We start from the raw sequence: 23,827 nt of genomic DNA, 5'->3' as shown, positions 1-23,827 counted from the left end.
CAGTGAAAAAATTACGTGTAGGCGTGGTGGGGCTTGGCGGTATTGCACAAAAAGCCTGGTTACCGGTATTAGGCGCGGCAACGGACTGGACGCTTCAGGGCGCGTGGTCACCTACCCGCGAGAAGGCTGAACGCATCTGCGCAACCTGGCGGATACCATACGCCGCTTCGCTGTCTGATCTTGCCCGCGAGTGCGATGCGGTATTTGTGCATACCTCAACGGCAACGCACTATCAGGTGGTCAGCGAACTGCTGAATGCCGGTGTTCACGTCTGTGTGGATAAGCCCCTGGCGGAGAACGTTCAGGATGCCGAGCGACTGATAGAGCTGGCGGCACGCAAGAACCTGACGCTGATGGTGGGCTTTAACCGCCGCTTCGCTCCGCTTTATCAGCAACTGAAGGCACAGCCGGGCGCGCTGGCCTCTCTGAGGATGGATAAACACCGTACCGACAGCGTCGGGCCAAACGATCTGCGCTTTACGCTTCTCGATGATTATCTGCACGTGGTGGACACGGCGCTCTGGCTGACGAACGGCCAGGCTCAGTTGAAAAGCGGGACCCTGATGACCAACGATCTGGGCGAGATGGTCTACGCCGAGCACCACTTTGCGCTGGAACATCTGCAGGTGACCACCAGCATGCATCGGCGTGCGGGCAGTCAGCGGGAGTTTGTCCAGGCCGTCACTGACGGTGCGCTGTATGACATCACCGACATGCGGGAGTGGCGTGAAGAGAAGGGCAACGGTGTGGTCACGCTTCCGACGCCGGGCTGGCAGAGCACTCTGGAGCAACGCGGCTTCGCGGGATGCGCCCGTCACTTCATTAGCTGCGTGCAAAATCAGACGGTTCCGGAAACCGCCGGTGAACAGGCCATCATGGCGCAACGCATCGTGGAACGGCTCTGGCGAGAGGCCATGAGTGAATAACCCTCTGTAACATCTGCCGATAGTAATTCCCTTAAATCCGGGTAGACTAAGCGCCGATTGTTGGTTTCGCCGGGAGGCGTTTCGCCTACCCGGCCTGCAAATCCGAAGGCCTGCGCAAGCGCAACGCCGTCGGGCATTCATTACGCCTGCTCTGCAGGCGTTTTGCCGTATGGTTGTGGAAATTCACATTAATGAACTTATTAAAATCGCTGGCAGCCGTCAGCTCGATGACCATGTTTTCTCGCGTACTGGGTTTTGCGCGCGATGCCATTGTGGCAAGGGTTTTTGGTGCTGGGATGGCAACGGACGCCTTTTTCGTCGCGTTCAAACTGCCGAATTTATTGCGCCGTATTTTTGCTGAGGGGGCTTTCTCGCAGGCCTTCGTTCCAATTCTGGCGGAATATAAAAGCAAGCAGGGCGAAGATGCTACACGGGTGTTTGTCGCCTATGTCTCCGGGCTGCTGACGCTGGCGCTGGCTATAGTGACAGTCCTGGGGATGCTGGCTGCGCCCTGGGTGATTATGGTGACCGCGCCGGGGTTTGCCGACACCGCTGATAAATTTGCGCTCACCACCCAGCTGCTGCGCATTACCTTTCCTTATATCCTGTTGATCTCGCTGGCCTCGCTGGTGGGGGCAATCCTCAATACCTGGAACCGCTTCTCCGTTCCGGCGTTTGCGCCGACGTTTTTGAATGTCAGCATGATCGGTTTTGCCCTGTTTGCCGCACCGCATTTCAACCCGCCGGTACTGGCGCTGGCCTGGGCGGTGACCGTGGGCGGCGTCCTGCAGCTGGCATATCAGCTGCCGCATCTGAAGAAAATTGGCATGCTGGTTCTGCCGCGCATTAATTTCCGTGATGCCGGCGCAATGCGCGTCATGAAGCAGATGGGACCTGCAATCCTCGGGGTTTCTGTCAGCCAGATCTCACTTATCATCAATACCATCTTTGCCTCTTTCCTGGTGTCCGGTTCGGTCTCATGGATGTACTACGCTGACCGTCTGATGGAGTTTCCTTCTGGCGTACTGGGCGTCGCGCTGGGGACGATTCTGCTGCCGTCGCTCTCTAAAAGCTTTGCCAGCGGCAACCATGATGAGTATTGCCGCCTGATGGACTGGGGCTTACGCCTCTGTTTCCTGCTGGCACTGCCAAGCGCGGTGGCGCTGGGGATCCTCGCGAAACCGCTGACCGTCTCGCTGTTCCAGTACGGTAAATTTTCAGCCCATGATGCGTCCATGACTCAGCAGGCGCTGGTGGCGTACTCGGTGGGATTGATGGGGCTGATTGTTGTTAAAGTGCTGGCGCCAGGGTTCTACTCCCGTCAGAACATTAAAACCCCGGTGAAGATTGCCCTGGTGACGCTGGTAATGACCCAGTTGATGAACCTGGCGTTTATTGGCCCGCTGAAGCACGCGGGTCTGGCTCTGTCTATTGGTCTGGCGGCCTGTCTGAATGCCGGGCTGTTGTACTGGCAGCTGCGTAAGCAGGATATCTTCACGCCGCAGCCGGGCTGGGCGAGTTTCCTTGTGCGACTGGTTATTGCGGTGCTGGTGATGGCAGCGGCGTTGCTCGGCATGATGCACGTGATGCCGGAGTGGTCGCTCGGCACCATGCCTTATCGTCTGCTGCGACTGATGGCCGTGGTGGGTGTTGGGGTTGTGGCTTACTTTGCCACCCTCGCCGTGTTGGGCTTCAAAGTGAAAGAGTTTGCCCGCCGTACGGCATAAACGCCAAAAGGGGAGTTCACCTTATGGTGCTCCCCACTGCTTGATTTGTCGCTTATGCTTCAAATCGAAATCTTTTTCCCGCCCGTAATACGTGCCGTCGCTGTCTGACCATCCGCACCGTACAGCCCGGTTTCTTTATGCGGCTTTAACACCTCAAGCGCTTGCTGATTACGCTCTATCTGACCTTCAAGCAGCCAGCCGTTATGCTGGTTGAGATCGCGAAGGTGCTGGGTTTTTTCTGTAATAGTCTGCCAGCGCTCAACGATATCGTCGTTAGCACTGCGCTTAGGATCCTGCTCAGCGCGACGTTGCTGCTCAAGGTAATCCAGCGTCGCCAGAAGCGAGCTTTTGTCTTCAGTAATACGCTGCAACGCGCTGCCGTTGATGTGACCGGAAGAGAGGTGCTGTTGCTCAGCGTCCATTACCATTTTCAGGTCGTTCAGGACAACCGTCATTTGATCCAGTATTTCTGACAGTCGACTCATACGGTTAGTTACTCTGTAAGAAACTCTGCGCTTCCTGAATCAGGGCGTCAGCAATTTTGCTGGTGTCCATTTTCAGCTCGCCGTTACGAATAGCCGTTTTCAGCGCTTCAACGCGTTCCATGTTGATATCGTTGCCGCCTGGCTGCATCAGTTTTGCCTGGGCATCGCTCAGGGTTACGCTGGTGCTGTTAGACGTTGACGGTTTTTCCAGACGCGTTTTCTGCGGCGTAGCGTCATTCGTTTCGCGAGGTTGTACAGCGCTTACCGGCTTCAGGGCTGATGTACGATCAATGCTCATAGTGTTGTCCTCATCGAGGGTTCGCGGCGTTGGCGCCTGACATCATCAATAGTTGAATATTTATCGGCAGCTGCAGCGAAATCTTTAAAAAGATTATAGGTTAATCAGAATATTCCCATCAGAATCGACGGTTCCGCTAACCACCTGCCCTGAAGACATTCTGACGCGGGCATTTTGCGCCACCGCGGCATTGTTTAACGCTTTCCCTTCACTGTTGATACTGAAGCCATCTCCATTGGCCACCACCATCACCTGTTGACCCGCCTTGACGCGCCACGCCTGGCGCAGCATCGACAGCTGTATCGGCTGGCCCGGTGCGACATCACGCAGGCTGACGGCGTCCTGCGCCTGGTTAATTTCAAGCATTGTCCGTGGCGGCAGCTGATCCAGACGGCCGCGTTTCAACGTCACGCTGTTGGCCTGCAGTGCGGAGCCCCGGGCAATGGGGACAGCGGCGACAACATAATTGCCTGTCGCCTGGACTGCAACCTGTAAATACCGTTTTTCGTTGGCGCAGCGTGCCAGCACGTTCACGTTCCCCCACAGTCTGGTGGTGCCGGTCACGGTAAATGACGGCTGCTCACAGGAGGGATACAGATTTGGTGGCGTGCGTACCGTGACGACAACTTCATCGCTAAAGCCCGCCAGCTTCTGGGCAAAAAAGGTGTTTAGCTGATCCTGTAAACCATCCGCCTGCACCAGGGGGCTAAAAAGCAAGAAAGTTGCCATCAGGCCACGTTTTAACGTTTGCATCGCAAGTTCCACCGTTTCCAGAATTGAGTGAATTCTACCTGCAGTGGTTTTTCATCAACGCAATAAATAGCGACGCATTTTGCGCTTATTCCGTCGATAAGGCGGATGGGTTGAGATTTAAGCTGTGAACTGAAATTTTGCCATCAGCGGAGGAGACATGCTCGATAAACTCGACGCCGCGTTACGTTTTCAGCAGGAAGCGCTCAATTTACGTGCCCAGCGGCAGGAAATTTTAGCCGCCAATATCGCTAACGCCGATACGCCAGGGTATCAGGCGCGCGATATTGATTTTTCCAGTGAGCTTAAAAAAGTGATGGAGCGTGGACGCGCAGAAGGGAGCGGTGTCGCGCTCGCGCTGACCTCCTCACGTCATATTCCCGCTCAGACGATGACCGCACCAACGACCGATTTGCTTTATCGCATTCCCGACCAGCCTTCACTCGACGGTAATACCGTGGACATGGACCGGGAGCGTACACAGTTTGCCGATAACAGCCTGAAATACCAGACAGGCCTGACCGTCCTCGGCGGACAAATCAAAGGCATGATGAACGTCCTGCAGGGGGGCAACTGATAAATGGCCTTGCTGAATATTTTTGATATCGCCGGCTCGGCGCTTACCGCGCAGTCCAAACGTCTGAACGTAGCCGCCAGTAACCTGGCGAACGCCGACAGCGTGACCGGACCAGACGGTCAGCCTTATCGTGCGAAACAGGTCGTCTTTCAGGTCGATGCGGCGCCAGGTGCGGCCACCGGCGGTGTGAAAGTCTCTGATGTGGTTGAGAGCCAGGCACCGGACAAGCTGGTGTATGAGCCTGGCAACCCGCTGGCGGATGCGAACGGTTACGTAAAAATGCCTAACGTGGATGTGGTGGGTGAGATGGTGAACTCCATGTCGGCGTCACGCAGTTACCAGGCAAACGTCGAAGTGCTTAATACCGTGAAGAGCATGATGCTCAAAACACTCACTCTCGGCCAGTAAAGGAGACATGCATGTCCATTGCCGTAAATGTGAATGATCCCACGAACTCAGGTGTTAATGGCGCCAAAAGTTCGACGGGTTCCAACGCCCTGACGGGCAGTAACGCGTCCGATCTGCAGAGCAGCTTTCTGACGCTGCTGGTGGCGCAGCTGAAGAACCAGGATCCCACCAATCCGATGCAGAACAACGAGCTGACCACGCAACTGGCGCAGATCAGTACCGTCAGCGGCATTGAAAAACTCAACACCACCCTTGGCTCCGTTTCCGGTCAGATTGACAACAGCCAGTCTCTGCAGGCTGCGAATCTCATTGGTCATGGGGTGATGATCCCGGGGACCACGATCCTTGCCGGCACCAGTACTACCGAGGGGACGTCAACCACGACCACCACACCGTTTGGCGTTGAGCTGCAGCAGCCGGCTGACAAAGTGACTGCGACAATCAGCGATGCGAGCGGGGCAGTGGTACGCACCATTGAGATTGGTGAGCTGAAGGCAGGCGTACACACCTTTACCTGGGACGGCAGCCTGACCGACGGCACGAAAGCACCAAACGGTTCTTACAAAGTGGCGATCAGCGCCAGCAACGGAACCACCCAACTGGTGGCGCAGCCGTTGCAGTTCGCGCTGGTTCAGGGCGTGATTAAAGGCGCTGGCGGTAACAAACTGGATTTGGGTACCTCAGGTACCACCACGCTCGACGAAGTTCGGCAGATTATCTAAGCCTTAACACTTATCAGGAGTAAGTCATGGCCTTTTCTCAAGCGGTCAGCGGCCTGAATGCTGCGGCCACCAACCTGGATGTCATTGGCAACAACATCGCCAACTCCGCGACCTATGGTTTTAAATCCGGTTCTGCCTCATTTGCAGATATGTTTGCCGGTTCCAAAGTGGGTCTGGGCGTGAAAGTTGCGGGCATCACTCAGGACTTTACCGACGGTACGACGACCAACACCGGTCGTGGTCTGGACGTCGCCATCAGCCAGAACGGTTTCTTCCGTATGGTCGATTCCAACGGCTCTGTGTTCTACAGCCGTAACGGTCAGTTCAAACTGGACGAAAACCGTAACCTGGTGAACATGCAGGGTCTGCAATTAACCGGTTATCCTGTTGCGGGTACCCCGCCAACGGTTCAGACCGGCGCTAACCCGCAGGCGATCAATATCCCAACGACCTTGATGGCGGCGAAATCCACCACCACCGCGTCCCAGCAGATCAACCTGAACTCTACTGACACCGCGCCAACCACTGCCTTTGATCCGACCAACCCTGACAGCTACAACAAAAAAGGGACGGTGACGGTCTTTGACAGCCAGGGTAATGCGCACAACATGAACCTGTTTTACGTTAAAGACGCGACTCCGGCAAACTCCTGGAAAGTCTATGCCCAGGACGGCAGCGTTGCAGGAAGCACGCCATCCCTGGCGACCACGCTGACCTTCAACACCAGCGGCGTACTGACCGGCGGCGGCAGCATCAATATCACTACCGGCACCGTTCCAGGTGCAACGCCAGCCACGTTTGCGATGAGCTTCGCCAATTCCATGCAGCAGAACACCGGCGCCAATAACATCGTGGCAACCAACCAGAACGGTTACAAACCGGGTGACCTGGTGAGCTACCAGATCAACGACGACGGCACCGTGGTGGGTAACTACTCCAACGAACAGACCCAGGCCCTGGGCCAGATCGTGCTGGCTAACTTCGCTAACAACGAAGGTCTGAAGTCTGAAGGCGATAACGTCTGGTCTGCCACCCAGTCTTCTGGCGTGGCGCTGCTGGGTACCGCGGGCTCCGGTAACTTCGGTACGCTGACCAACGGTGCGCTGGAAGCGTCTAACGTGGATCTGAGTAAAGAACTGGTGAACATGATCGTCGCGCAACGTAACTATCAGTCGAACGCGCAGACCATCAAAACCCAGGATCAGATCCTCAACACGCTGGTTAACCTGCGTTAAGCGGCTGACAGGAAAGCGCAATGGATCACGCAATATATACCGCGATGGGCGCGGCAAGCCAGACGCTCAATCAGCAGGCTGTTACTGCCAGCAACCTGGCAAACGCCTCTACACCGGGCTTTCGTGCGCAGCTTAATGCGCTGCGTGCGGTCCCGGTGGAAGGGCTCTCCCTGCCGACGCGTACGCTGGTTACGGCCTCTACGCCGGGTGCGGATATGACGCCAGGCCAGATGGATTACACCTCACGCCCGCTGGACGTTGCCCTGCAACAGGACGGCTGGCTGGCGGTGCAGACCGCTGACGGCGGTGAAGGATATACCCGTAACGGTAACATCCAGGTGAGTGCCACGGGCCAGCTGACGATTCAGGGTCATCCGGTAATGGGTGAAGCGGGTCCGCTGACGGTGCCGGAAGGGTCTGAGCTGACTATCGCGGCCGACGGGACCATTTCGGCATTGAACCCGGGCGATCCGGCCAATACCGTTGCGCCCGTCGGGCGTCTGAAGCTGGTGAAGGCGGAAGGCAAAGAGGTGCAGCGTGGTGATGACGGGATGTTCCGTCTGACCCAGGCGACCCAGGCCACTCGGGGTGCCACGTTACAGGCCGATCCGAGCATCCGCGTGATGTCCGGCGTTCTGGAAGGCAGTAACGTCAAGCCGGTCGAAGCGATGACCGACATGATCGCCAGTGCCCGTCGTTTTGAAATGCAGATGAAGATTATCAGCAGCGTTGATGAAAACGCGGGCAAGGCTAACCAACTTCTGGCTATGAGTTAACAGGACTCCTTATGATCAGTTCTTTATGGATCGCGAAAACTGGCCTGGACGCGCAGCAAACCAACATGGATGTGATTGCCAACAACCTGGCAAACGTCAGCACCAATGGTTTCAAGCGTCAGCGTGCCGTTTTCGAAGATTTGCTTTATCAAACCATCCGCCAGCCGGGAGCGCAGTCTTCTGAACAAACGACGCTGCCATCCGGTCTGCAGATTGGTACCGGTGTTCGTCCGGTAGCCACCGAGCGTCTGCATAGCCAGGGCAACCTGTCTCAGACCAACAACAGCAAAGACGTGGCAATCAAAGGCCAGGGGTTCTTCCAGGTGCAGCTGCCTGACGGTACTTCTGCCTATACCCGCGACGGATCGTTCCAGGTCGATCAGAATGGTCAGCTGGTGACGGCGGGTGGTTTCCAGGTTCAGCCTGCGATTACCATCCCGGCGAATGCCCTGAGTATCACTATCGGGCGTGACGGTGTGGTGAGTGTGACGCAGCAGGGGCAGGCCGCACCTGTTCAGGTTGGACAACTAAACCTGACCACCTTCATGAACGACACCGGTCTGGAAAGCATTGGTGAGAACCTCTACACCGAAACGCAATCCTCCGGTACGCCAAATGAAAGCACCCCGGGCCTCAACGGTGCGGGTCTGTTGTATCAGGGTTATGTGGAAACCTCGAACGTGAACGTTGCGGAAGAGCTGGTGAATATGATCCAGGTCCAGCGCGCGTATGAAATTAACAGTAAAGCAGTGTCGACGACCGACCAGATGCTGCAGAAACTGACGCAACTCTAAGGTGTAGCCCGGTGCGGTCAACGCCGCGCCGGCTCCCTGTTTTCGAAGATGAAGGCAATGCAAAAAAACGCGGCGTTTCGTTATCCGATACTGACTGTTCTGGCTGTCACCCTCAGCGGGTGTGCCTTGATCCCGTCTAAACCTTTAGTGCAGGGTGCGACTACCGCCCAACCCGTTCCTGGCCCGGCGCCAGTGGTGAACGGCTCCATTTTCCAGACCGCGCAGCCAATCAATTATGGCTATCAACCGCTGTTTGAAGATCGCCGCCCGCGTAATGTCGGCGATACGTTGACCATTGTGCTGCAGGAAAACGTCAGCGCGAGCAAGAGCTCGTCGGCGAATGCCAGCCGCGATGGCAAAACCAATTTCGGTTTCGATACCGTTCCACGCTATCTGCAGGGCCTGTTCGGCAATGCGCGTGCTGATGTCGAGGCCTCTGGCGGCAATACCTTTAACGGTAAAGGTGGCGCGAATGCCAGCAATACCTTTAGCGGCACGCTGACGGTGACGGTTGACCAGGTGCTGGTTAACGGCAATTTACACGTTGTGGGTGAAAAACAGATCGCCATCAATCAGGGCACTGAGTTCATTCGTTTCTCGGGCGTGGTTAATCCTCGCACCATCAGCGGCACCAACACCGTTCCGTCCACCCAGGTGGCGGATGCGCGCATCGAGTACGTCGGTAACGGCTACATCAATGAAGCGCAAAATATGGGTTGGCTGCAGCGTTTCTTCCTTAACTTATCGCCGATGTAAGCGAGGTGACCCATGTTTAAATCGATCTTCGCCGTGGCGCTGGCGCTGGTGGCAACGTTTGCCCAGGCTGACCGTATTCGCGATCTCACCAGCGTTCAGGGCGTACGCGAAAACTCGCTGATTGGCTATGGCCTGGTGGTGGGGCTGGACGGAACGGGCGACCAGACCACCCAGACGCCATTCACGACTCAAAGTTTGAACAACATGCTTTCCCAGCTCGGTATTACCGTCCCGGCGGGAACCAATATGCAGCTGAAAAACGTGGCCGCGGTCATGGTCACCGCCTCCTACCCGGCGTTCGCGCGCCAGGGGCAGACAATTGATGTCGTGGTCTCGTCAATGGGTAACGCCAAAAGCCTGCGTGGCGGCACGCTGCTGATGACTCCGCTGAAAGGGGTCGACAGCCAGGTTTATGCGCTGGCGCAGGGGAACATTCTGGTCGGCGGTGCCGGCGCGTCTGCGGGCGGCAGCAGTGTGCAGGTGAACCAGCTGAACGGCGGGCGTATCACCAATGGTGCGATCATTGAGCGTGAACTGCCGACCCAGTTTGGCGCAGGCAACACCATTAACCTGCAACTGAATAATGAAGACTTCACGATGGCGCAGCAGATTGCCGACACCATCAACCGTAGCCGCGGCTACGGCAGCGCCACGGCACTGGATGCCCGTACCGTGCAGATCCGCACCTCTACCGGCAGCAGCAACCAGGTCCGTATGCTGGCTGATATCCAGAATATGGAAGTGAATGTTCCGGTTCAGGATGCCAAAGTGATTATCAACTCGCGCACCGGTTCGGTCGTAATGAACCGCGAAGTGTCGCTCGACAGCTGTGCCGTGGCGCAGGGTAACCTCTCCGTGACGGTCAACCGCTCCGCCAACGTCAGTCAGCCTGATACCCCGTTCGGGGGTGGCCAGACCGTGGTGACGCCACAAACGCAGATTGATTTGCGCCAGAGCGGTGGATCGCTGCAGAGCGTACGCTCCAGCGCGAACCTCAATAGCGTGGTTCGGGCCCTGAATGCCCTGGGGGCGACGCCGATGGATCTGATGTCGATTCTGCAATCCATGCAAAGCGCGGGTTGTCTGCGCGCCAAACTGGAAATCATCTGATGCTGACCGATAGCAAGCTGTTGACCGGTGCTGCCTGGGATGCCCAGTCGCTCAACGAACTGAAAACCAAAGCAGGTAAGGACCCGGCGGCGAATATCCGCCCGGTCGCCCGCCAGGTGGAAGGGATGTTTGTACAGATGATGCTGAAAAGCATGCGTGAAACCCTGCCGAAAGACGGGATGTTCAGCAGTGATTCAACCCGTCTTTACACCAGCATGTATGACCAGCAGATTGCGCAGCAGATGACCGCCGGGAAAGGACTCGGTCTGGCTGATATGATTGTCAAACAGACCGAAGCCGCGCAGGGCATCCAGCCGGATGATAAGCCACAGCAGGTGCCGATGAAGTTCGACCTGCAAACGGTGACCAGTTATCAGAATCAGGCTCTGACGCAGATGGTGCGCAAAGCCGTACCGAAGGCCACGAGTACCAGCGATGAGCCACTTTCTGGCGACAGCAAAGACTTCCTGGCGCAGCTCTCGCTGCCGGCACGTCTTGCCAGTGAACAGAGCGGCGTGCCTCACCACCTGATCCTCGCGCAGGCGGCGCTGGAGTCCGGCTGGGGTCAGCGGCAGATCCGTAAAGAAAACGGCGATCCGAGCTTTAACATCTTCGGCGTGAAGGCCACGTCGAGCTGGAAGGGGCCGACCACCGAGATCACCACCACTGAATATGAAAACGGTGCGGCGGTGAAGTTTAAAGCCAAATTCCGTGTCTATAGCTCCTATCTGGAAGCCTTATCCGACTATGTGGGCCTGTTGAGCCGAAATCCGCGTTACACCGCCGTTACACAGGCGGCAACCGCGGAGCAGGGCGCTCAGGCACTGCAGAATGCGGGCTACGCCACCGATCCGAACTATGCGCGTAAGCTCACCAGTATGATTCAGCAGCTGAAATCGATGGGCGAGAAGGTCAGCAAAGCCTATAGCACAGATATCGAAAATCTGTTCTGAAAGTTCTCAAGTCCCGGTGGAGGCTGCCGATAACCTTCATCAGGACTCGTGTCTGAACGTATAAAAGGAACCCCCATGTCCAGTTTGATTAACAGTGCCATGAGTGGCCTCAGTGCTGCGCAGTCGGCACTCAATACCGTCAGTAATAATATTTCAAGCTATAACGTGGCAGGTTATACCCGCCAGACGACAGTGCTGGGCGCGTCGAACAGCACGCTGACCGGCGGTGGCTGGGTAGGTAACGGGGTTTATGTCTCCGGTGTCCAGCGTGAGTATGATGCATTCATTACCAACCAGCTGCGCGCCGCGCAGACCCAGAGCAGCGGCCTGACTACGCGCTATCAGCAGATGTCAAAAATCGACGATGTGCTCTCGGATACCACCAATTCGCTCTCTACCACGCTGCAGGACTTCTTCAAAAGTCTGCAGACGCTGGTGAGCAACGCGGAAGATCCGGCTGCGCGCCAGACGGTGCTGGGCAAAGCGGATGGCCTGGTCAATCAGTTTAAAACCAACGATCAGTATCTTCGCGATCAGGATTCTCAGGTGAATACCGCGATTTCTGCCAGCGTCGATCAAATTAATAACTACGCCAAACAGATTGCGAACCTGAACGATCAGATTTCCCGTCTGACCGGCGTGGGTGCTGGCTCATCACCAAACGACCTGCTCGATCAACGCGATCAGCTGGTGAGCGAACTGAATAAAATTGTCGGTGTTGAAGTTTCTGTGCAGGATGGCGGCACGTATAACGTCTCATTTGGCACCGGTTACAGCCTGGTACAGGGGAGCAAAGCGAACCAGCTGGCTGCGGTGAATTCCAGCGCAGACCCAACCCGTACAACGCTGGCCTATACCGATGACGTTTCCGGGAATATCGAAATTCCTGAGAAGCTGATTACCACCGGCACCCTTGGCGGTTTACTCACCTTCCGCTCTGAAGATCTGGATAAAGCGCGTAATAGCCTTAACCAGATGGCGCTGGCCTTTGCTGACGCGATGAACAAGCAGCATGAAGCGGGTTTTGATGCTAACGGCGATGCTGGCGGCAAGCTCTTTGACTTTGGCTCGCCTGCGGTTGTGTCCAACAGCAAGAATTCAGGTACCGCCGCGCTGACAGCCTCCGTGGCTGACAGTACTAAAGTCCAGGCAACCGATTATAAGTTGCAGTTCAACGGAACCGACTGGACCATTACGCGTACGTCGGATAAGACCAGTTTCACGATGAGTCCGGATGCGAGCGGCAATCTGTCTTTCGACGGCCTGAATGTCAACGTGAGCGGTACCGCGAATAACAAAGACAGTTTTGTTGTGAAGCCCGTTTCTGATGTCATCGTAAACATGGAACTCAAGTTTAATGATGAGTCCAAACTGGCGATGGCATCGACAAGCGCCGGTGGCGAAAGTGACAACCGCAACGGTCAAAAATTGCTGGATCTGCAAAATAGCAAGCTTGTCGGCGGGAATAAGTCTTTCAATGATGCTTATGCTTCCCTCGTCAGTACCGTTGGTAGCTCAACAGCGGCACTGAAAACCAGCAGCGAAACGAAAGCGAATGTGGCGACGCAGTTAACCAAACAGCAGCAGTCGATCTCAGGGGTAAACCTTGACGAAGAGTATGGCAATTTGCAGCGCTATCAGCAGTATTACCTCGCTAATGCGCAGGTTCTACAAACTGCCAGCTCGCTCTTTGATGCAATCATTAATATTCGCTAAGGCTGAGGTGAAACATGCGTATTAGCACCCAGATGATGTACGACCAAAACATGCGCGGGATCACCGATTCCCAGAGCAAGTGGTTGAGTTATGGTGAACAAATGTCCACCGGCAAGCGTGTCAATCGTCCGTCGGACGATCCTATCGCGGCGTCGCAGGCTATTGTTCTGTCACAATCACAGTCACAAAATAGCCAGTTTGCGTTGGCCAGATCGTTCGCATCACAAAAAGTTTCTCTCGAAGATAATGTGCTTAACCAGGTTACTGCCGCTATCACCAGTGCTAAAGAGAAATTAGTCTATGCCGGAAACGCAACCTTAAGTGATGACGATCGCCTGTCGCTGGCGAGCGATTTGCAAGGTATTCGCGACCAATTGATGAACCTTGCAAACACCGCGGATGGTAATGGTCGGTTTATCTTTGCCGGCTTTAAGACTGAAGTGCCACCGTTTGATTCCGTTACCGGTGACTACAAAGGCGGTACTGAGGCTATTTCGCAGCAGGTTGATACCGCGCGTAATATGGTCATTAGCCACACGGGTCAGCAGATCTTCGAAAGCATCACCAGTAACGCCAAAGAACTGCCAGGTGGCGGATATGGCGAGACGAACATGTTCAAGATCCTCGATACGGCGATTACCGCGCTTAAGGTTCCCGTCGATACCGACTCTGCTGCAGCTGAAGCACAGGGGAAAATCATTTCTGATGCTCAAACCGGCATCACAAATACCCAGAACAACATTCTTACTGTCGCTGCTGATGTAGGTACCAAGATGAACGAGCTTGAAAAGCTGGATAACCTTGGTGACGATCGTGCACTGGGCCAGACTAAGCAGATGAGCGACCTGGTTGATGTGGACTGGAACGCAGCGATCTCCTCTTACACCATGCAGCAGGCCGCGCTGCAGGCATCTTATAAAGCGTTTAGCGATATGCAGGGCATGTCCCTGTTCCAGCTGAACAGATAACATCTTGACCTCTTGGAACATGTCTTGAAACTGGGCATGTTTTACTGCCCAATCCGTGTGGATTGGGCATTTTTTTTACGCGATCTCTGCCGGTGCGGAGGCGACGCGTGCACTTTCAATCAGACGTATTGCCAGCGCAATGACACCGCATACCGTTGCCAGGGCAACCACGCCCGTCCAGCCAGCCAGCGTGTAGATTTTACTCCCCGCAGCCGAACCTAACGCCATGCCGATAAACACCACCGTAAAGAGCAGGGCGTTAAGACGCCCCCTGGCCTGAGGCTCAAGGCTATAGACCAGATTCTGGTGCGCCACCAGACTGGACTGCAGGCCCAGATCAAACCCGATGGCTGAGACTGCAATCAGAATCAGTTGTCCATGAAGACCCAGCGCGGGCATCAGGAACATCAGGGCAAACGAGACGGTAACCAGTGCTGCGCCAAGCTGCGTGACTTTTCCGGCGCCCAGCTTGTCCGCCAGACCTCCCGCCAGCGGGGCGGCTAAGGCCCCCGCGGCCCCGGCAATACCAAAACCACCCGCGACGGCGCTCCCCAGATGATAGCGCTCCAGCAGCATGACCGCCAGCGTTGACCAAAAGGCGCTAAAGGCAATCGAGAGAAAACCTTGTGCCAGTGCTGCACGACGCAGAGCCGGGTAACGACGCCACAGATGTTCCATTGAGCGCATCAGGGCGGGATAACTCAGCGTGGAGTGAATGGCAAAACGCGGGAGTACCCGCCACATCACCGCCCCAATAAATGCGATGCTTACAGCGGCCAACTGATACATGACGCGCCAGCCAAAAGCTTCACCCACCACACCGCTGACGGTTCGCGACAGCAAGATACCCATCAGCAACCCTGTCATCACGGTTCCCACGGTTTTTCCCTGTTTCCCTTCGGGGGCGAGGATAGCCGCTGCGGGAACGATATCTTGTGCCATGGTCGCGGCCATGCCAATCAGCAGGCTTGCCAGCAGCAGTGAGTGCTGCTGCCCGGTCAGGCTGCAGCCCAGCAGAAACAGTGCCAGGGCGGCGCTTTTTATCAGGATTAACGTCCTGCGGTCGTGACGATCGCCAAGCGGCAACAGAAAAAGAATACCGAGCGCGTAGCCTGCCTGGGTCAGCGTCGGGACCAGCCCCATCCCTTCAATACTAAGATGAAGGTCGGCGCCTATCAGCGGCAGCAGCGGTTGCGCGTAGTAAATGGATGCGACGCTAAAGCCAGCCCCCAGAGCCAGCATAAAAATCACCCAGCGACTGGCGGCATGGGGAGCAGTTGTTGTGTTCATAAGACGTTCCTCACTCATAATGTGCCGCTATTTTTTATCACTACGCCTTGCGACGGTAGAGGGCCTGGTGGTAAAACGCTTATACGTTTGGCGTATAGCAGAGAAAATAATGAAGCGAGTTGAGCGTATAGACAGGGTGGAACTCATGCGCACATTTGTTCGTATTGTGGAAAGCGGATCGCTATCCGGGGCGGCAAGACTGCTTGCGACGAGCCAGGCTACGGTGAGCCGCCGCCTTCAGTCTCTGGAAACGCTGCTGGGGGTACGGCTTTTATTGCGAACCACCCATGCAACAAAACTTACCGATGACGGCGAGCGCTGCTATCAACATGCCCGGCGGGTCATTGATAGCTGGCTGGCACTGGAAGATGAAATCGGCCAGACGGAGGACGAGCCGGTCGGCGTGTTACGGGTACGTGCACCGCACGCCTTTGGGCAGGATCAGCTTCTGAGGCCGTTAACGGAGTTTTTGCAGCGTTATCCTCAGCTGTCGGTGGAGTGGATGCTCAACGATAAGTCGGTGGATTTTCTGAGCGACAATCTGGATTGTGCTATTCGAGTTGGCGGAGAGGTGGATCCGGCAACCGTCTCCGTGCTGTTGGCGGAAGTGCCACGCTGTGTGGTAGCTTCGCCTGCGCTGCTGGACCAGTTTGCGCCGGTTCACACACCGGAGGATCTGCAGGCGCTTCCCTGGATTGCCATCAGCACGTTCTATCAGCGACATGTGGAGTTGTGGGATGATCTTGCGCAGGTAAAACGTATTTCCATTGCGCCACGACTAAGCACGGATAGCCTGCATGTTGCGCGCAATACCGCCCTGACAGGGTTAGGGGTGGCGATGGTTTCAAGCTGGACGGTCAAGCAGGATATCCAGGAAGGGCGCTTAGTGCATTTGCTTCCACAGTGGCAGCCCGCCGCGCTCCCGGTTCATCTGGTTTATCCGTGGTCGCGTTATTATCCGGCGCGTTTACGCCGTTTTCTGGAGATGATGAAGAGGGTGATGCCGGACATTGCGGGTATGAGAAAGCCGGCACGCGAGCAATAAAAAAGCCGACCCGAAGGTCGGCTTTTTACGCTATGTGTCGTTACTCAACAGACTGCGGACGGGTAGCCGGTGCCGTCGCCTGATGCGTTGCACTGTGGCCACCGGCAGAGCCTTTACCGTCAAAGTTGAACGCAGGGCGGACCCAGTCACTGTGACGCGGCGCTTCCGGCACATATTCCGGCGCAGGTGCGCGAGTCATCGGGGCTGTCGCAACGTGAGCAGGGGCCGGCGCTGTGATTACCGGCTCGGCTTTCACTTCTGGCTCTTCTGCTTTCGCGGCTTCACGCACCGGTTCGACGTCAATTTCAACGTCCTGAACCACGTCTTCAGTCACGGTTTCAACAACCACGTCCGGGGTCTCTTCTACCGTTGCTGCTGGCTGAACCTCAGCAACAACGTCTTCAGCGACCACGGTGTCTTCTTCAGCAATAAGCTGCGGTGCGGCGTCAACCGGCGCGGCAATCACTTCTGGGTGCGTGGTTTCAACGTCTACTGCATGAGGCGCTTCTGACTCAACGGCCTGTGGCTCAACCACGATAGCGGCTTCATTTACCGCTTCTTCAGTTGCGGCTACCGGGGCAATCACCTCTTCGGTGACAGCCTGTTCTTCCACAACCTGTTCCTGACGAGCAACCGGGTAGCGGATCCAGACTTTACCGGATGCCATTTCAGGAGACGCGCACGCTACGGTTAATGGCATTGGCGACTGTGTCGGGTAACGCTCATCGCGATAACGACGACGACGTTGACCGCTGACGCGCAGGTGACGCGGAGAACGGCGTGAACGACGTGGCATACCCGCGTTATCACGGCCTTCACCGTTATCGTCTTGCTCAGCGTTGTTTTCGACGACGGCCGGCAGATCCACTTTCGCCAGTTGAGTGCCTGGTGCAGTGTCACTTGCTTCTGCAGGGACGATGACGGTCTCTTCCACCTGCAGAGCACCTACACGTACTTTCTGTGACAGCTGGCGCTGCTTACGACGCGGCATAACCTGAGTACGTTCTTCCTGCTCGCTTTCCTGTTGTTCAACAGGCTCTTCGCGGTTCAGGTTTTTGACTTCCTGCTGCGCCTGGCGCTTCTCGTCGTTACGACGACGGCTACGCTCACGGCGTGGCTGCTGCTCGTCGCGCTGTTTGCTCTTCTCAGACTCATCGCCCGCCTGCTGGCGAATTTCACGATCTTCAACATTCTGCGGTTGCTTCTCGCGACGGTTGCGACGGTTGTCTTCGCGTTGCTCACGACCCTCATTATTGTCCGAACGGTTGTCACGGCGTTCGTTACGGTCATTACGATCGTTACGGTCACGGCGGTTGTTCTGACGTTTACGACGGTCCTGCTGACGTTCAGGTTTCGCTTCTTTCGGTGCTTCTTTCGGTTGCTCAGGCTGCTGGACTTCTTCGCCTGCAAACATCTTTTTCAGCGCACCGAAGAGGCGGCTCAGCAGACCCGGTTGTTCTGGCTGGGCTTTGACCGCAACGGCTTCTGGTTTTTGCGCAACCGGTTTGGTCACAGGTTTTTCCAGTGCCGTTTCTGGCGGAGCTTCAGGCATGATGAAGGTCGCTAAGGCTGGCTGCTCTGGCAGTTTGCGCTCGGCAGGTTCTTCATCGGAAGGCAGCGCCATCTCTTCTTCATGCAGCTTAGGCAGCAGATAGCTGAGCGTGCTGGTCTCTTCACCCTTACGGACACGCAGCACGTGGTAGTGCGGGGTTTCCATCTGATCGTTAGGCACGATGATGCAGCGAACATCGCCCTGGCGTGATTCAATTGCGCTGACGGCCGCACGTTTTTCGTTCAGCAGGTAGGACGCAATTGGCACGGGAACAATGGCATGAACCTCTTTGGTGTTCTCTTTCAGCGCTTCTTCTTCAATCAGACGCAGAATAGAGAGGGACAGAGATTCGTTATCACGAACGGTACCGGTACCGGAGCAGCGCGGACAGACGTGATGGCTGGATTCACCGAGTGAAGGGCTCAGACGCTGACGGGACATCTCCAGCAAGCCGAAGCGTGAGATATGGCTAATCTGGATACGAGCACGATCCTGACGTACCGCTTCGCGCAGACGGTTTTCAACCGCACGCTGGTGGCGAACAGGGGTCATGTCGATAAAGTCGATAACAATCAGACCACCCAGGTCACGCAGGCGGAGCTGGCGGGCGATTTCATCAGCGGCTTCAAGGTTGGTGTTGAAGGCGGTCTCTTCGATATCACCGCCGCGCGTAGCACGTGCGGAGTTGATGTCGATGGCGGTGAGCGCTTCGGTCGTATCAATAACGATAGAACCACCGGATGGCAGACGCACTTCACGCTGGAAAGCGGATTCAATCTGCGATTCGATCTGATAATGGCTGAACAGCGGGATTTCACCGGTGTACAGTTTGATTTTGCTGGTGAAATCAGGACGACCCAGCGCAGCGATGTGCTGGCGCGCCAGCTCAAGCACTTTCGGGTTATCGATCAGAATCTCACCGATGTCCTGACGCAGGTAGTCACGGAAGGCACGCACAATCACGTTGCTTTCCTGGTGAATCAGGAACGGCGCTGCGCGGCTTTCTGCCGCTTTCTGGATTGCTTCCCAGTGCTTCAGACGGAAGCTTAAGTCCCACTGCAGCGCTTCGGCAGATTTGCCGACGCCTGCGGTACGCACGATAAGCCCCATGCCGTCAGGCAGCTCAAGACTTGCCAGCGCTTCTTTCAGCTCGGTACGGTCATCACCTTCGATGCGGCGAGAGATACCACCGGCACGCGGGTTGTTTGGCATCAGGACCAGGTAACTTCCCGCAAGACTGATAAAGGTGGTCAGTGCGGCACCTTTGTTGCCACGCTCTTCTTTATCAATCTGAACAATGACTTCCTGACCTTCACGCAGCACATCTTTGATGTTTGGGCGGCCATGGGAGTTATAGTTTGCAGGGAAATATTCGCGGGCGATTTCTTTCAGAGGGAGGAAACCGTGACGCTCAGCACCGTAATCGACAAATGCAGCTTCAAGGCTTGGTTCAATGCGGGTGATTTTACCTTTGTAAATGTTCGCTTTTTTCTGTTCGTGTCCAGGACTTTCGATATCCAGATCGTACAGGCGCTGCCCATCCACAAGGGCGACACGCAACTCTTCTTGCTGAGTTGCGTTGATTAACATTCTTTTCATCGTAACTTACTCGTTATTCTTACATTGACGACAAAGCTGCGGGCAAGGTGACGCTTTCCGGGGTATGAACCGATGGCCTCGTGTCTATTCACGTCGCCAACCTCACGGTTGTCGCTCGCTTAAGAGGCGCAGAGTGTCGGTTGCCTGTATTTCATACGGAAACACAGCGCAATTATCAGGGGAATTGCCTGGGTAGAACTCTCCAGAGAACAATCCTTATACCGGGAAGTACTGCAACCCGCAGCCCGCTAACTGCCTGAAAGATCAATACGTCTTACGCCATTGCTGCGTGGATGATCGGTCAGACAAAATTGGTCATTCCGTCGAGATCCTTACTTAACCAGGATTTAACACGGAAAACGAGTTCATTATTCCACTGCTCGCCGGGTTATAGCAAGATGACTTTTACCAATTATCACCCGGTTACTCACAGTTTCTTCACTTCAAGGTGGTGATTGGTTTAATAACCACCAAATCGATTGCGTGAAACAGGGGACAGGCCGGATAAAAGTAAATATAAGCATAGAAAAATGAGTGGCGCTAATGGCTGACGATATTTAGAATCGCCAACCATGAAAACAGAGACTCCAGCCGTAAAAATGGTTGCCATCGCGGAAGACGACGCGGGGCAACGTATCGATAACTTTTTGCGCACCCAACTCAAAGGCGTGCCAAAGAGCATGATTTACCGCATCCTGCGCAAGGGTGAAGTGCGGGTTAACAAAAAACGCGTAAAGCCTGAGTACAAACTCGAAGCCGGTGATGAAGTGCGTATCCCACCGGTCCGTGTTGCGGAACGCGAAGAAGAGGTCGTTTCACCCAGGTTGCAGAAAGTGGCCGCCCTGAGTGACGTTATCCTTTATGAGGATGATCATATCCTGGTGCTGAATAAACCGTCAGGTACCGCTGTCCATGGCGGGAGTGGTCTGAGCTTTGGCGTGATTGAAGGCCTGCGTGCGCTGCGCCCTGAAGCCCGTTTCCTTGAACTGGTTCACCGTCTCGATCGCGATACCTCCGGCGTGCTGCTGGTCGCAAAAAAACGTTCTGCCCTGCGTTCCCTGCATGAGCAGCTGCGTGAAAAAGGGATGCAGAAGGATTATCTGGCGCTGGTTCGCGGCCACTGGCAGTCCCACGTTAAGGCGGTGCAGGCACCTTTGCTGAAGAATATTTTGCAAAGCGGTGAGCGCATTGTCCGTGTGAATCAGGAAGGGAAGCCGTCTGAAACGCGTTTCAAAGTGGAAGAGCGCTATGCGTTCGCCACGCTGGTGCGCTGCAGCCCGGTAACCGGCCGTACCCACCAGATCCGCGTACATACGCAGTATGCCGGTCATCCGATCGCATTTGATGACCGCTATGGCGACAGGGAGTTTGATAAGCAACTGGCGGGCACCGGGTTGTCACGCCTGTTCCTGCATGCGGCGGCACTGACGTTCACTCACCCGAATACCGGCGAAACAATTCGCATTGAAGCCCCCCTTGATGAGCAGTTAAAACGCTGCCTGAAGGTGCTGCGCGGCTGATTTGGCTGGCACTTACCGGCCTGAGGTCTCCCTGGCCGGTAAGTGATGCATCACCCGTAATACTCACATCTTCAGTGGATTACACTCCTCGCGTCTGAGCATCTGGCACAATGCTATCAGCGGCAACCCGACCAGCGTGTTCGGGTCACGTCCGTCCAGCTTGTCGAACAGGGCAATCCCCAGACCTTCACTTTTGAAGCTTCCGGCGCAATTGAGCGGTCGCTCCCGACGCACATAGTCGGCGATTTCCTGCTCGCTAAGATGGCGAAAATGGACGTCGAAAGGTTCGCATTCGGTTTGCAGGTGACCCGAGGCGGAGTTGTAGAGTGCCAGACCCGTATAAAAGGTGACGATATTGCCCCGCGCTTGCATAAGCTGCTGGCAGGCATTCGCTTCAGTGTGCGGCTTTCCGGTGATAACACCGTCCAGCACACAAACCTGATCGGAGCCTATAATCAAATGCGAAGGGTAGCGTGCGGTAAGTGATTGCGCTTTCTCCTTCGCAAGACGGGTGACCAGGTGACGCGGTGATTCGCCCGGCTGCGGCGTCTCGTCAACTTCCGGCGCCGCGCATTCAAACGGGATCCCGAGCTTTTCCAGCAACATTCGGCGGTAGGGTGAGGTGGAGGCAAGAACGAGATTTGGCATATTTTTATCACCAGATATAGCGTATCGATGCCAGCCATTTTAAACTACAGGCCGCAATGTGTGCGAATAATTGGCAAAAGGCAGCTGTGGTTGCCTTTTTCTTTGACTATATGACGTTACAAAGTTAATATGCGCGCCCTATGCAAAAGGTAAAATTACCCCTGACTCTTGATCCGGTTCGCACGGCTCAAAAACGCCTCGATTACGAAGGTATTTATACTTCCGATCAGGCTGAGCGTGTCGCCGAATCCGTAGTCAGTGTGGACAGTGATGTAGAATGCTCCATGTCGTTCGCTATCGATAACCAGCGTCTCGCCGTTTTAACCGGTGATGCAAAGGTGACGGTAACCCTCGAATGTCAGCGTTGCGGGAAACCGTTTGTACAGCATGTTCACACAACGTATTGTTTCAGTCCGGTCCGTTCTGACGAACAGGCTGAAGCACTCCCGGAAGCGTATGAACCGATTGAAGTTAATGAATTCGGTGAAATCGATCTTCTGGCTCTGGTTGAAGATGAAATCATCCTCTCCTTGCCAGTCGTTCCGGTGCATGAATCTGAACACTGTGAAGTGTCCGTGGCGGACATGGTCTTTGGGGAACTGCCTGATGAAGCGCAAAAACCAAACCCATTTGCCGTATTAGCCAGCTTAAAGCGTAAGTAATTGAGGAGTAAGGTCCATGGCCGTACAACAGAATAAACCAACCCGTTCCAAACGTGGCATGCGTCGTTCCCATGACGCGCTGACTGCAGTTACCAGCCTGTCTGTAGACAAGACTTCTGGTGAGAAACACCTGCGTCACCACATCACCGCTGACGGTTTCTACCGCGGCCGCAAGGTTATCACTAAGTAATCACGCGTCAGCGTGATTAGGCTTAGTGAGGATTTCCCCGTGCAAACGGGGAATTTACCGAACCAGGCTGTGACGATACCTTGACACGTCTAACCCTGGCGTTAGATGTCATGGGAGGGGATTTTGGCCCTTCCGTGACAGTGCCTGCAGCTTTGCAGGCACTGAATTCTAATTCGCAACTCACACTTCTTTTAGTCGGCAATCCCGACACAATCACGCCATTACTTGCAAAAGCTGACTTCGAACAACGTTCGCGTCTGCAGATTATTCCTGCGCAGTCAGTTATTGCCAGTGATGCACGTCCATCGCAGGCGATTCGCAATAGCCGGGACAGTTCTATGCGAATGGCGCTGGAGCTGGTGAAGGAAGGACGCGCGGAGGCTTGCGTCAGTGCGGGAAATACCGGCGCGCTGATGGGGCTGTCGAAATTGTTGCTCAAACCTATTGAAGGTATTGAGCGTCCGGCGCTGGTGACGGTATTACCGCATCAGCAGAAGGGCAAGACGGTGGTGCTCGATTTGGGTGCTAACGTCGATTGTGATAGTACAATGCTGGCTCAGTTTGCCGTGATGGGGTCGGTGCTGGCAGAAGAAGTGGTCGGGATAAACAATCCCCGTGTTGCGTTATTGAACATCGGTGAAGAAGAGACCAAAGGCCTGGACAGTATTCGCGAAGCTGCCGAATTGCTCAAACAGGTTCCCTCCATCAACTATATTGGTTATCTCGAAGCCAATGAGTTGCTGACGGGGAAAACGGATGTTCTGGTGTGTGATGGCTTCACCGGGAACGTAACGTTGAAGACCATGGAAGGGGTCGTGCGAATGTTTCTCTCACTGCTTAAATCGCAGGGAGAAGGCAAAAAAAGCGCCTGGTGGTTGATTTTATTAAAGCGTTGGTTACAAAAAAGCCTGACGCGGCGATTCAGTCACCTCAACCCCGACCAGTATAATGGCGCCTGTCTGTTAGGATTGCGCGGCATCGTGATTAAGAGTCATGGTGCCGCCAATCAGCGAGCATTTACTGTCGCCATTGAACAGGCAGTGCAGGCGGTGCAGCGACAAGTCCCTCAGCGGATTGCCGCTCGCCTGGAATCTGTATTAGCTAAAAGTGACTGAGCGTA

General features: G+C 55.3%; 24 protein-coding genes. 18 read left to right on the top strand and 6 right to left on the bottom strand.

All coding sequences use genetic code 11. The annotated features are described in order from the left end of the window. Positions 1-2: 2 nt before the first annotated feature. Positions 3-926 (top strand): Gfo/Idh/MocA family protein, encoded by a 924-nt coding sequence (locus AAIR21_RS05760; protein ID WP_183516458.1) that lies wholly within the window; start codon positions 3-5, stop codon positions 924-926. Positions 927-1,117: 191 nt separating this feature from the next. Next, positions 1,118-2,653, top strand: coding sequence for a murein biosynthesis integral membrane protein MurJ (murJ, locus tag AAIR21_RS05755; RefSeq protein WP_020884681.1), 1,536 nt, complete (start codon positions 1,118-1,120; stop codon positions 2,651-2,653). 59 nt (positions 2,654-2,712) lie between these two features. Here murJ and flgN read toward each other — a convergent pair whose 3' ends face one another. The 3 genes from flgN to flgA all read right to left on the bottom strand — a co-directional run bounded on the left by flgN (position 2,713) and on the right by flgA (position 4,189). Then, on the bottom strand, positions 2,713-3,138 hold the full coding sequence (gene flgN / locus AAIR21_RS05750) for a flagella biosynthesis chaperone FlgN (RefSeq protein WP_183516457.1): 426 nt from the start codon (positions 3,136-3,138) through the stop codon (positions 2,713-2,715). A 4-nt stretch (positions 3,139-3,142) separates the two neighbouring features. Then, positions 3,143-3,436, bottom strand: coding sequence for a flagellar biosynthesis anti-sigma factor FlgM (gene flgM / locus AAIR21_RS05745; protein WP_014169554.1), 294 nt, complete (start codon positions 3,434-3,436; stop codon positions 3,143-3,145). A gap of 93 nt (positions 3,437-3,529) precedes the next feature. After that, positions 3,530-4,189 (bottom strand): flagellar basal body P-ring formation chaperone FlgA, encoded by a 660-nt coding sequence (gene flgA / locus AAIR21_RS05740; protein WP_183516456.1) that lies wholly within the window; start codon positions 4,187-4,189, stop codon positions 3,530-3,532. A gap of 157 nt (positions 4,190-4,346) precedes the next feature. Here flgA and flgB point away from each other — a divergent pair, with 157 nt between their 5' ends. The 11 genes from flgB to flgL all read left to right on the top strand — a co-directional run bounded on the left by flgB (position 4,347) and on the right by flgL (position 14,201). Continuing rightward, positions 4,347-4,763, top strand: a complete 417-nt coding sequence (gene flgB / locus AAIR21_RS05735; protein ID WP_014169556.1) for a flagellar basal body rod protein FlgB — start codon at positions 4,347-4,349, stop codon at positions 4,761-4,763. Positions 4,764-4,766: 3 nt separating this feature from the next. After that, positions 4,767-5,171 (top strand): flagellar basal body rod protein FlgC, encoded by a 405-nt coding sequence (gene flgC / locus AAIR21_RS05730; protein WP_013097138.1) that lies wholly within the window; start codon positions 4,767-4,769, stop codon positions 5,169-5,171. Between the two features lie 11 nt (positions 5,172-5,182). Next, positions 5,183-5,893 (top strand): flagellar hook assembly protein FlgD, encoded by a 711-nt coding sequence (gene flgD / locus AAIR21_RS05725; RefSeq protein ID WP_014169557.1) that lies wholly within the window; start codon positions 5,183-5,185, stop codon positions 5,891-5,893. Positions 5,894-5,919: 26 nt separating this feature from the next. Next, on the top strand, positions 5,920-7,128 hold the full coding sequence (gene flgE, locus AAIR21_RS05720) for a flagellar hook protein FlgE (protein ID WP_014169558.1): 1,209 nt from the start codon (positions 5,920-5,922) through the stop codon (positions 7,126-7,128). 20 nt (positions 7,129-7,148) lie between these two features. After that, positions 7,149-7,904, top strand: coding sequence for a flagellar basal body rod protein FlgF (locus AAIR21_RS05715; protein WP_014169559.1), 756 nt, complete (start codon positions 7,149-7,151; stop codon positions 7,902-7,904). Positions 7,905-7,915: 11 nt separating this feature from the next. Then, on the top strand, positions 7,916-8,698 hold the full coding sequence (flgG, locus tag AAIR21_RS05710; protein WP_008500810.1) for a flagellar basal-body rod protein FlgG: 783 nt from the start codon (positions 7,916-7,918) through the stop codon (positions 8,696-8,698). Between the two features lie 57 nt (positions 8,699-8,755). Next, on the top strand, positions 8,756-9,454 hold the full coding sequence (flgH, locus tag AAIR21_RS05705; RefSeq protein WP_023311139.1) for a flagellar basal body L-ring protein FlgH: 699 nt from the start codon (positions 8,756-8,758) through the stop codon (positions 9,452-9,454). Positions 9,455-9,466: 12 nt separating this feature from the next. Next, complete coding sequence (locus AAIR21_RS05700) at positions 9,467-10,564, top strand: flagellar basal body P-ring protein FlgI (RefSeq protein WP_014169561.1); 1,098 nt, start codon at positions 9,467-9,469, stop codon at positions 10,562-10,564. Further along, positions 10,564-11,517 (top strand): flagellar assembly peptidoglycan hydrolase FlgJ, encoded by a 954-nt coding sequence (gene flgJ, locus AAIR21_RS05695; protein WP_183516455.1) that lies wholly within the window; start codon positions 10,564-10,566, stop codon positions 11,515-11,517. The genes AAIR21_RS05700 and flgJ overlap by 1 nt, the downstream gene beginning before the upstream one ends. A gap of 75 nt (positions 11,518-11,592) precedes the next feature. Beyond that, the gene (flgK, locus tag AAIR21_RS05690) at positions 11,593-13,233 is read left to right on the top strand and encodes a flagellar hook-associated protein FlgK (RefSeq protein WP_020884676.1); all 1,641 of its coding nucleotides are present in this window, start codon (positions 11,593-11,595) and stop codon (positions 13,231-13,233) included. Positions 13,234-13,247: 14 nt separating this feature from the next. Continuing rightward, positions 13,248-14,201: a flagellar hook-associated protein FlgL gene (gene flgL / locus AAIR21_RS05685; protein ID WP_014169564.1), complete on the top strand. Its 954-nt coding sequence runs from the start codon at positions 13,248-13,250 to the stop codon at positions 14,199-14,201. 75 nt (positions 14,202-14,276) lie between these two features. Here the strand turns inward: flgL and AAIR21_RS05680 are convergent, their stop codons facing one another. Then, positions 14,277-15,491: an MFS transporter gene (locus AAIR21_RS05680; protein ID WP_032681257.1), complete on the bottom strand. Its 1,215-nt coding sequence runs from the start codon at positions 15,489-15,491 to the stop codon at positions 14,277-14,279. 19 nt (positions 15,492-15,510) lie between these two features. Here AAIR21_RS05680 and AAIR21_RS05675 point away from each other — a divergent pair, with 19 nt between their 5' ends. Further along, entirely contained in the window at positions 15,511-16,536 is a 1,026-nt protein-coding gene (locus tag AAIR21_RS05675) for a LysR family transcriptional regulator (protein ID WP_410379983.1), read from the top strand. A 40-nt stretch (positions 16,537-16,576) separates the two neighbouring features. Here the strand turns inward: AAIR21_RS05675 and rne are convergent, their stop codons facing one another. Beyond that, positions 16,577-19,687, bottom strand: coding sequence for a ribonuclease E (rne, locus tag AAIR21_RS05670; protein ID WP_020884673.1), 3,111 nt, complete (start codon positions 19,685-19,687; stop codon positions 16,577-16,579). 572 nt (positions 19,688-20,259) lie between these two features. On the opposite strand from rne, the gene rluC reads away from it, so the two are divergent. Beyond that, complete coding sequence (gene rluC / locus AAIR21_RS05665) at positions 20,260-21,207, top strand: 23S rRNA pseudouridine(955/2504/2580) synthase RluC (protein WP_014169568.1); 948 nt, start codon at positions 20,260-20,262, stop codon at positions 21,205-21,207. A gap of 63 nt (positions 21,208-21,270) precedes the next feature. Here rluC and AAIR21_RS05660 read toward each other — a convergent pair whose 3' ends face one another. After that, the gene (locus tag AAIR21_RS05660) at positions 21,271-21,855 is read right to left on the bottom strand and encodes a Maf family protein (protein ID WP_020884671.1); all 585 of its coding nucleotides are present in this window, start codon (positions 21,853-21,855) and stop codon (positions 21,271-21,273) included. Between the two features lie 140 nt (positions 21,856-21,995). Between AAIR21_RS05660 and yceD the strand changes: the two genes are divergently transcribed. From yceD to plsX, 3 genes are all read left to right on the top strand, one after another. Continuing rightward, positions 21,996-22,517: a 23S rRNA accumulation protein YceD gene (yceD, locus tag AAIR21_RS05655; RefSeq protein WP_183516453.1), complete on the top strand. Its 522-nt coding sequence runs from the start codon at positions 21,996-21,998 to the stop codon at positions 22,515-22,517. 16 nt (positions 22,518-22,533) lie between these two features. Beyond that, positions 22,534-22,707 carry a 50S ribosomal protein L32 gene (gene rpmF, locus AAIR21_RS05650; protein ID WP_003857964.1) on the top strand — a complete coding sequence of 58 codons (174 nt, stop codon included), beginning with the start codon at positions 22,534-22,536 and terminating at the stop codon, positions 22,705-22,707. Between the two features lie 80 nt (positions 22,708-22,787). Beyond that, positions 22,788-23,822 (top strand): phosphate acyltransferase PlsX, encoded by a 1,035-nt coding sequence (plsX, locus tag AAIR21_RS05645; RefSeq protein ID WP_065240342.1) that lies wholly within the window; start codon positions 22,788-22,790, stop codon positions 23,820-23,822. The last annotated feature ends 5 nt before the right edge of the window (positions 23,823-23,827 follow it).

Source organism: Enterobacter sp. PTB, from assembly GCF_051130085.1.
Taxonomy (GTDB): domain Bacteria; phylum Pseudomonadota; class Gammaproteobacteria; order Enterobacterales; family Enterobacteriaceae; genus Enterobacter; species Enterobacter ludwigii.
The sequence above is the reverse complement of the archived record's forward strand: the minus strand, read 5'-3'. Positions and strand labels throughout refer to the sequence as shown.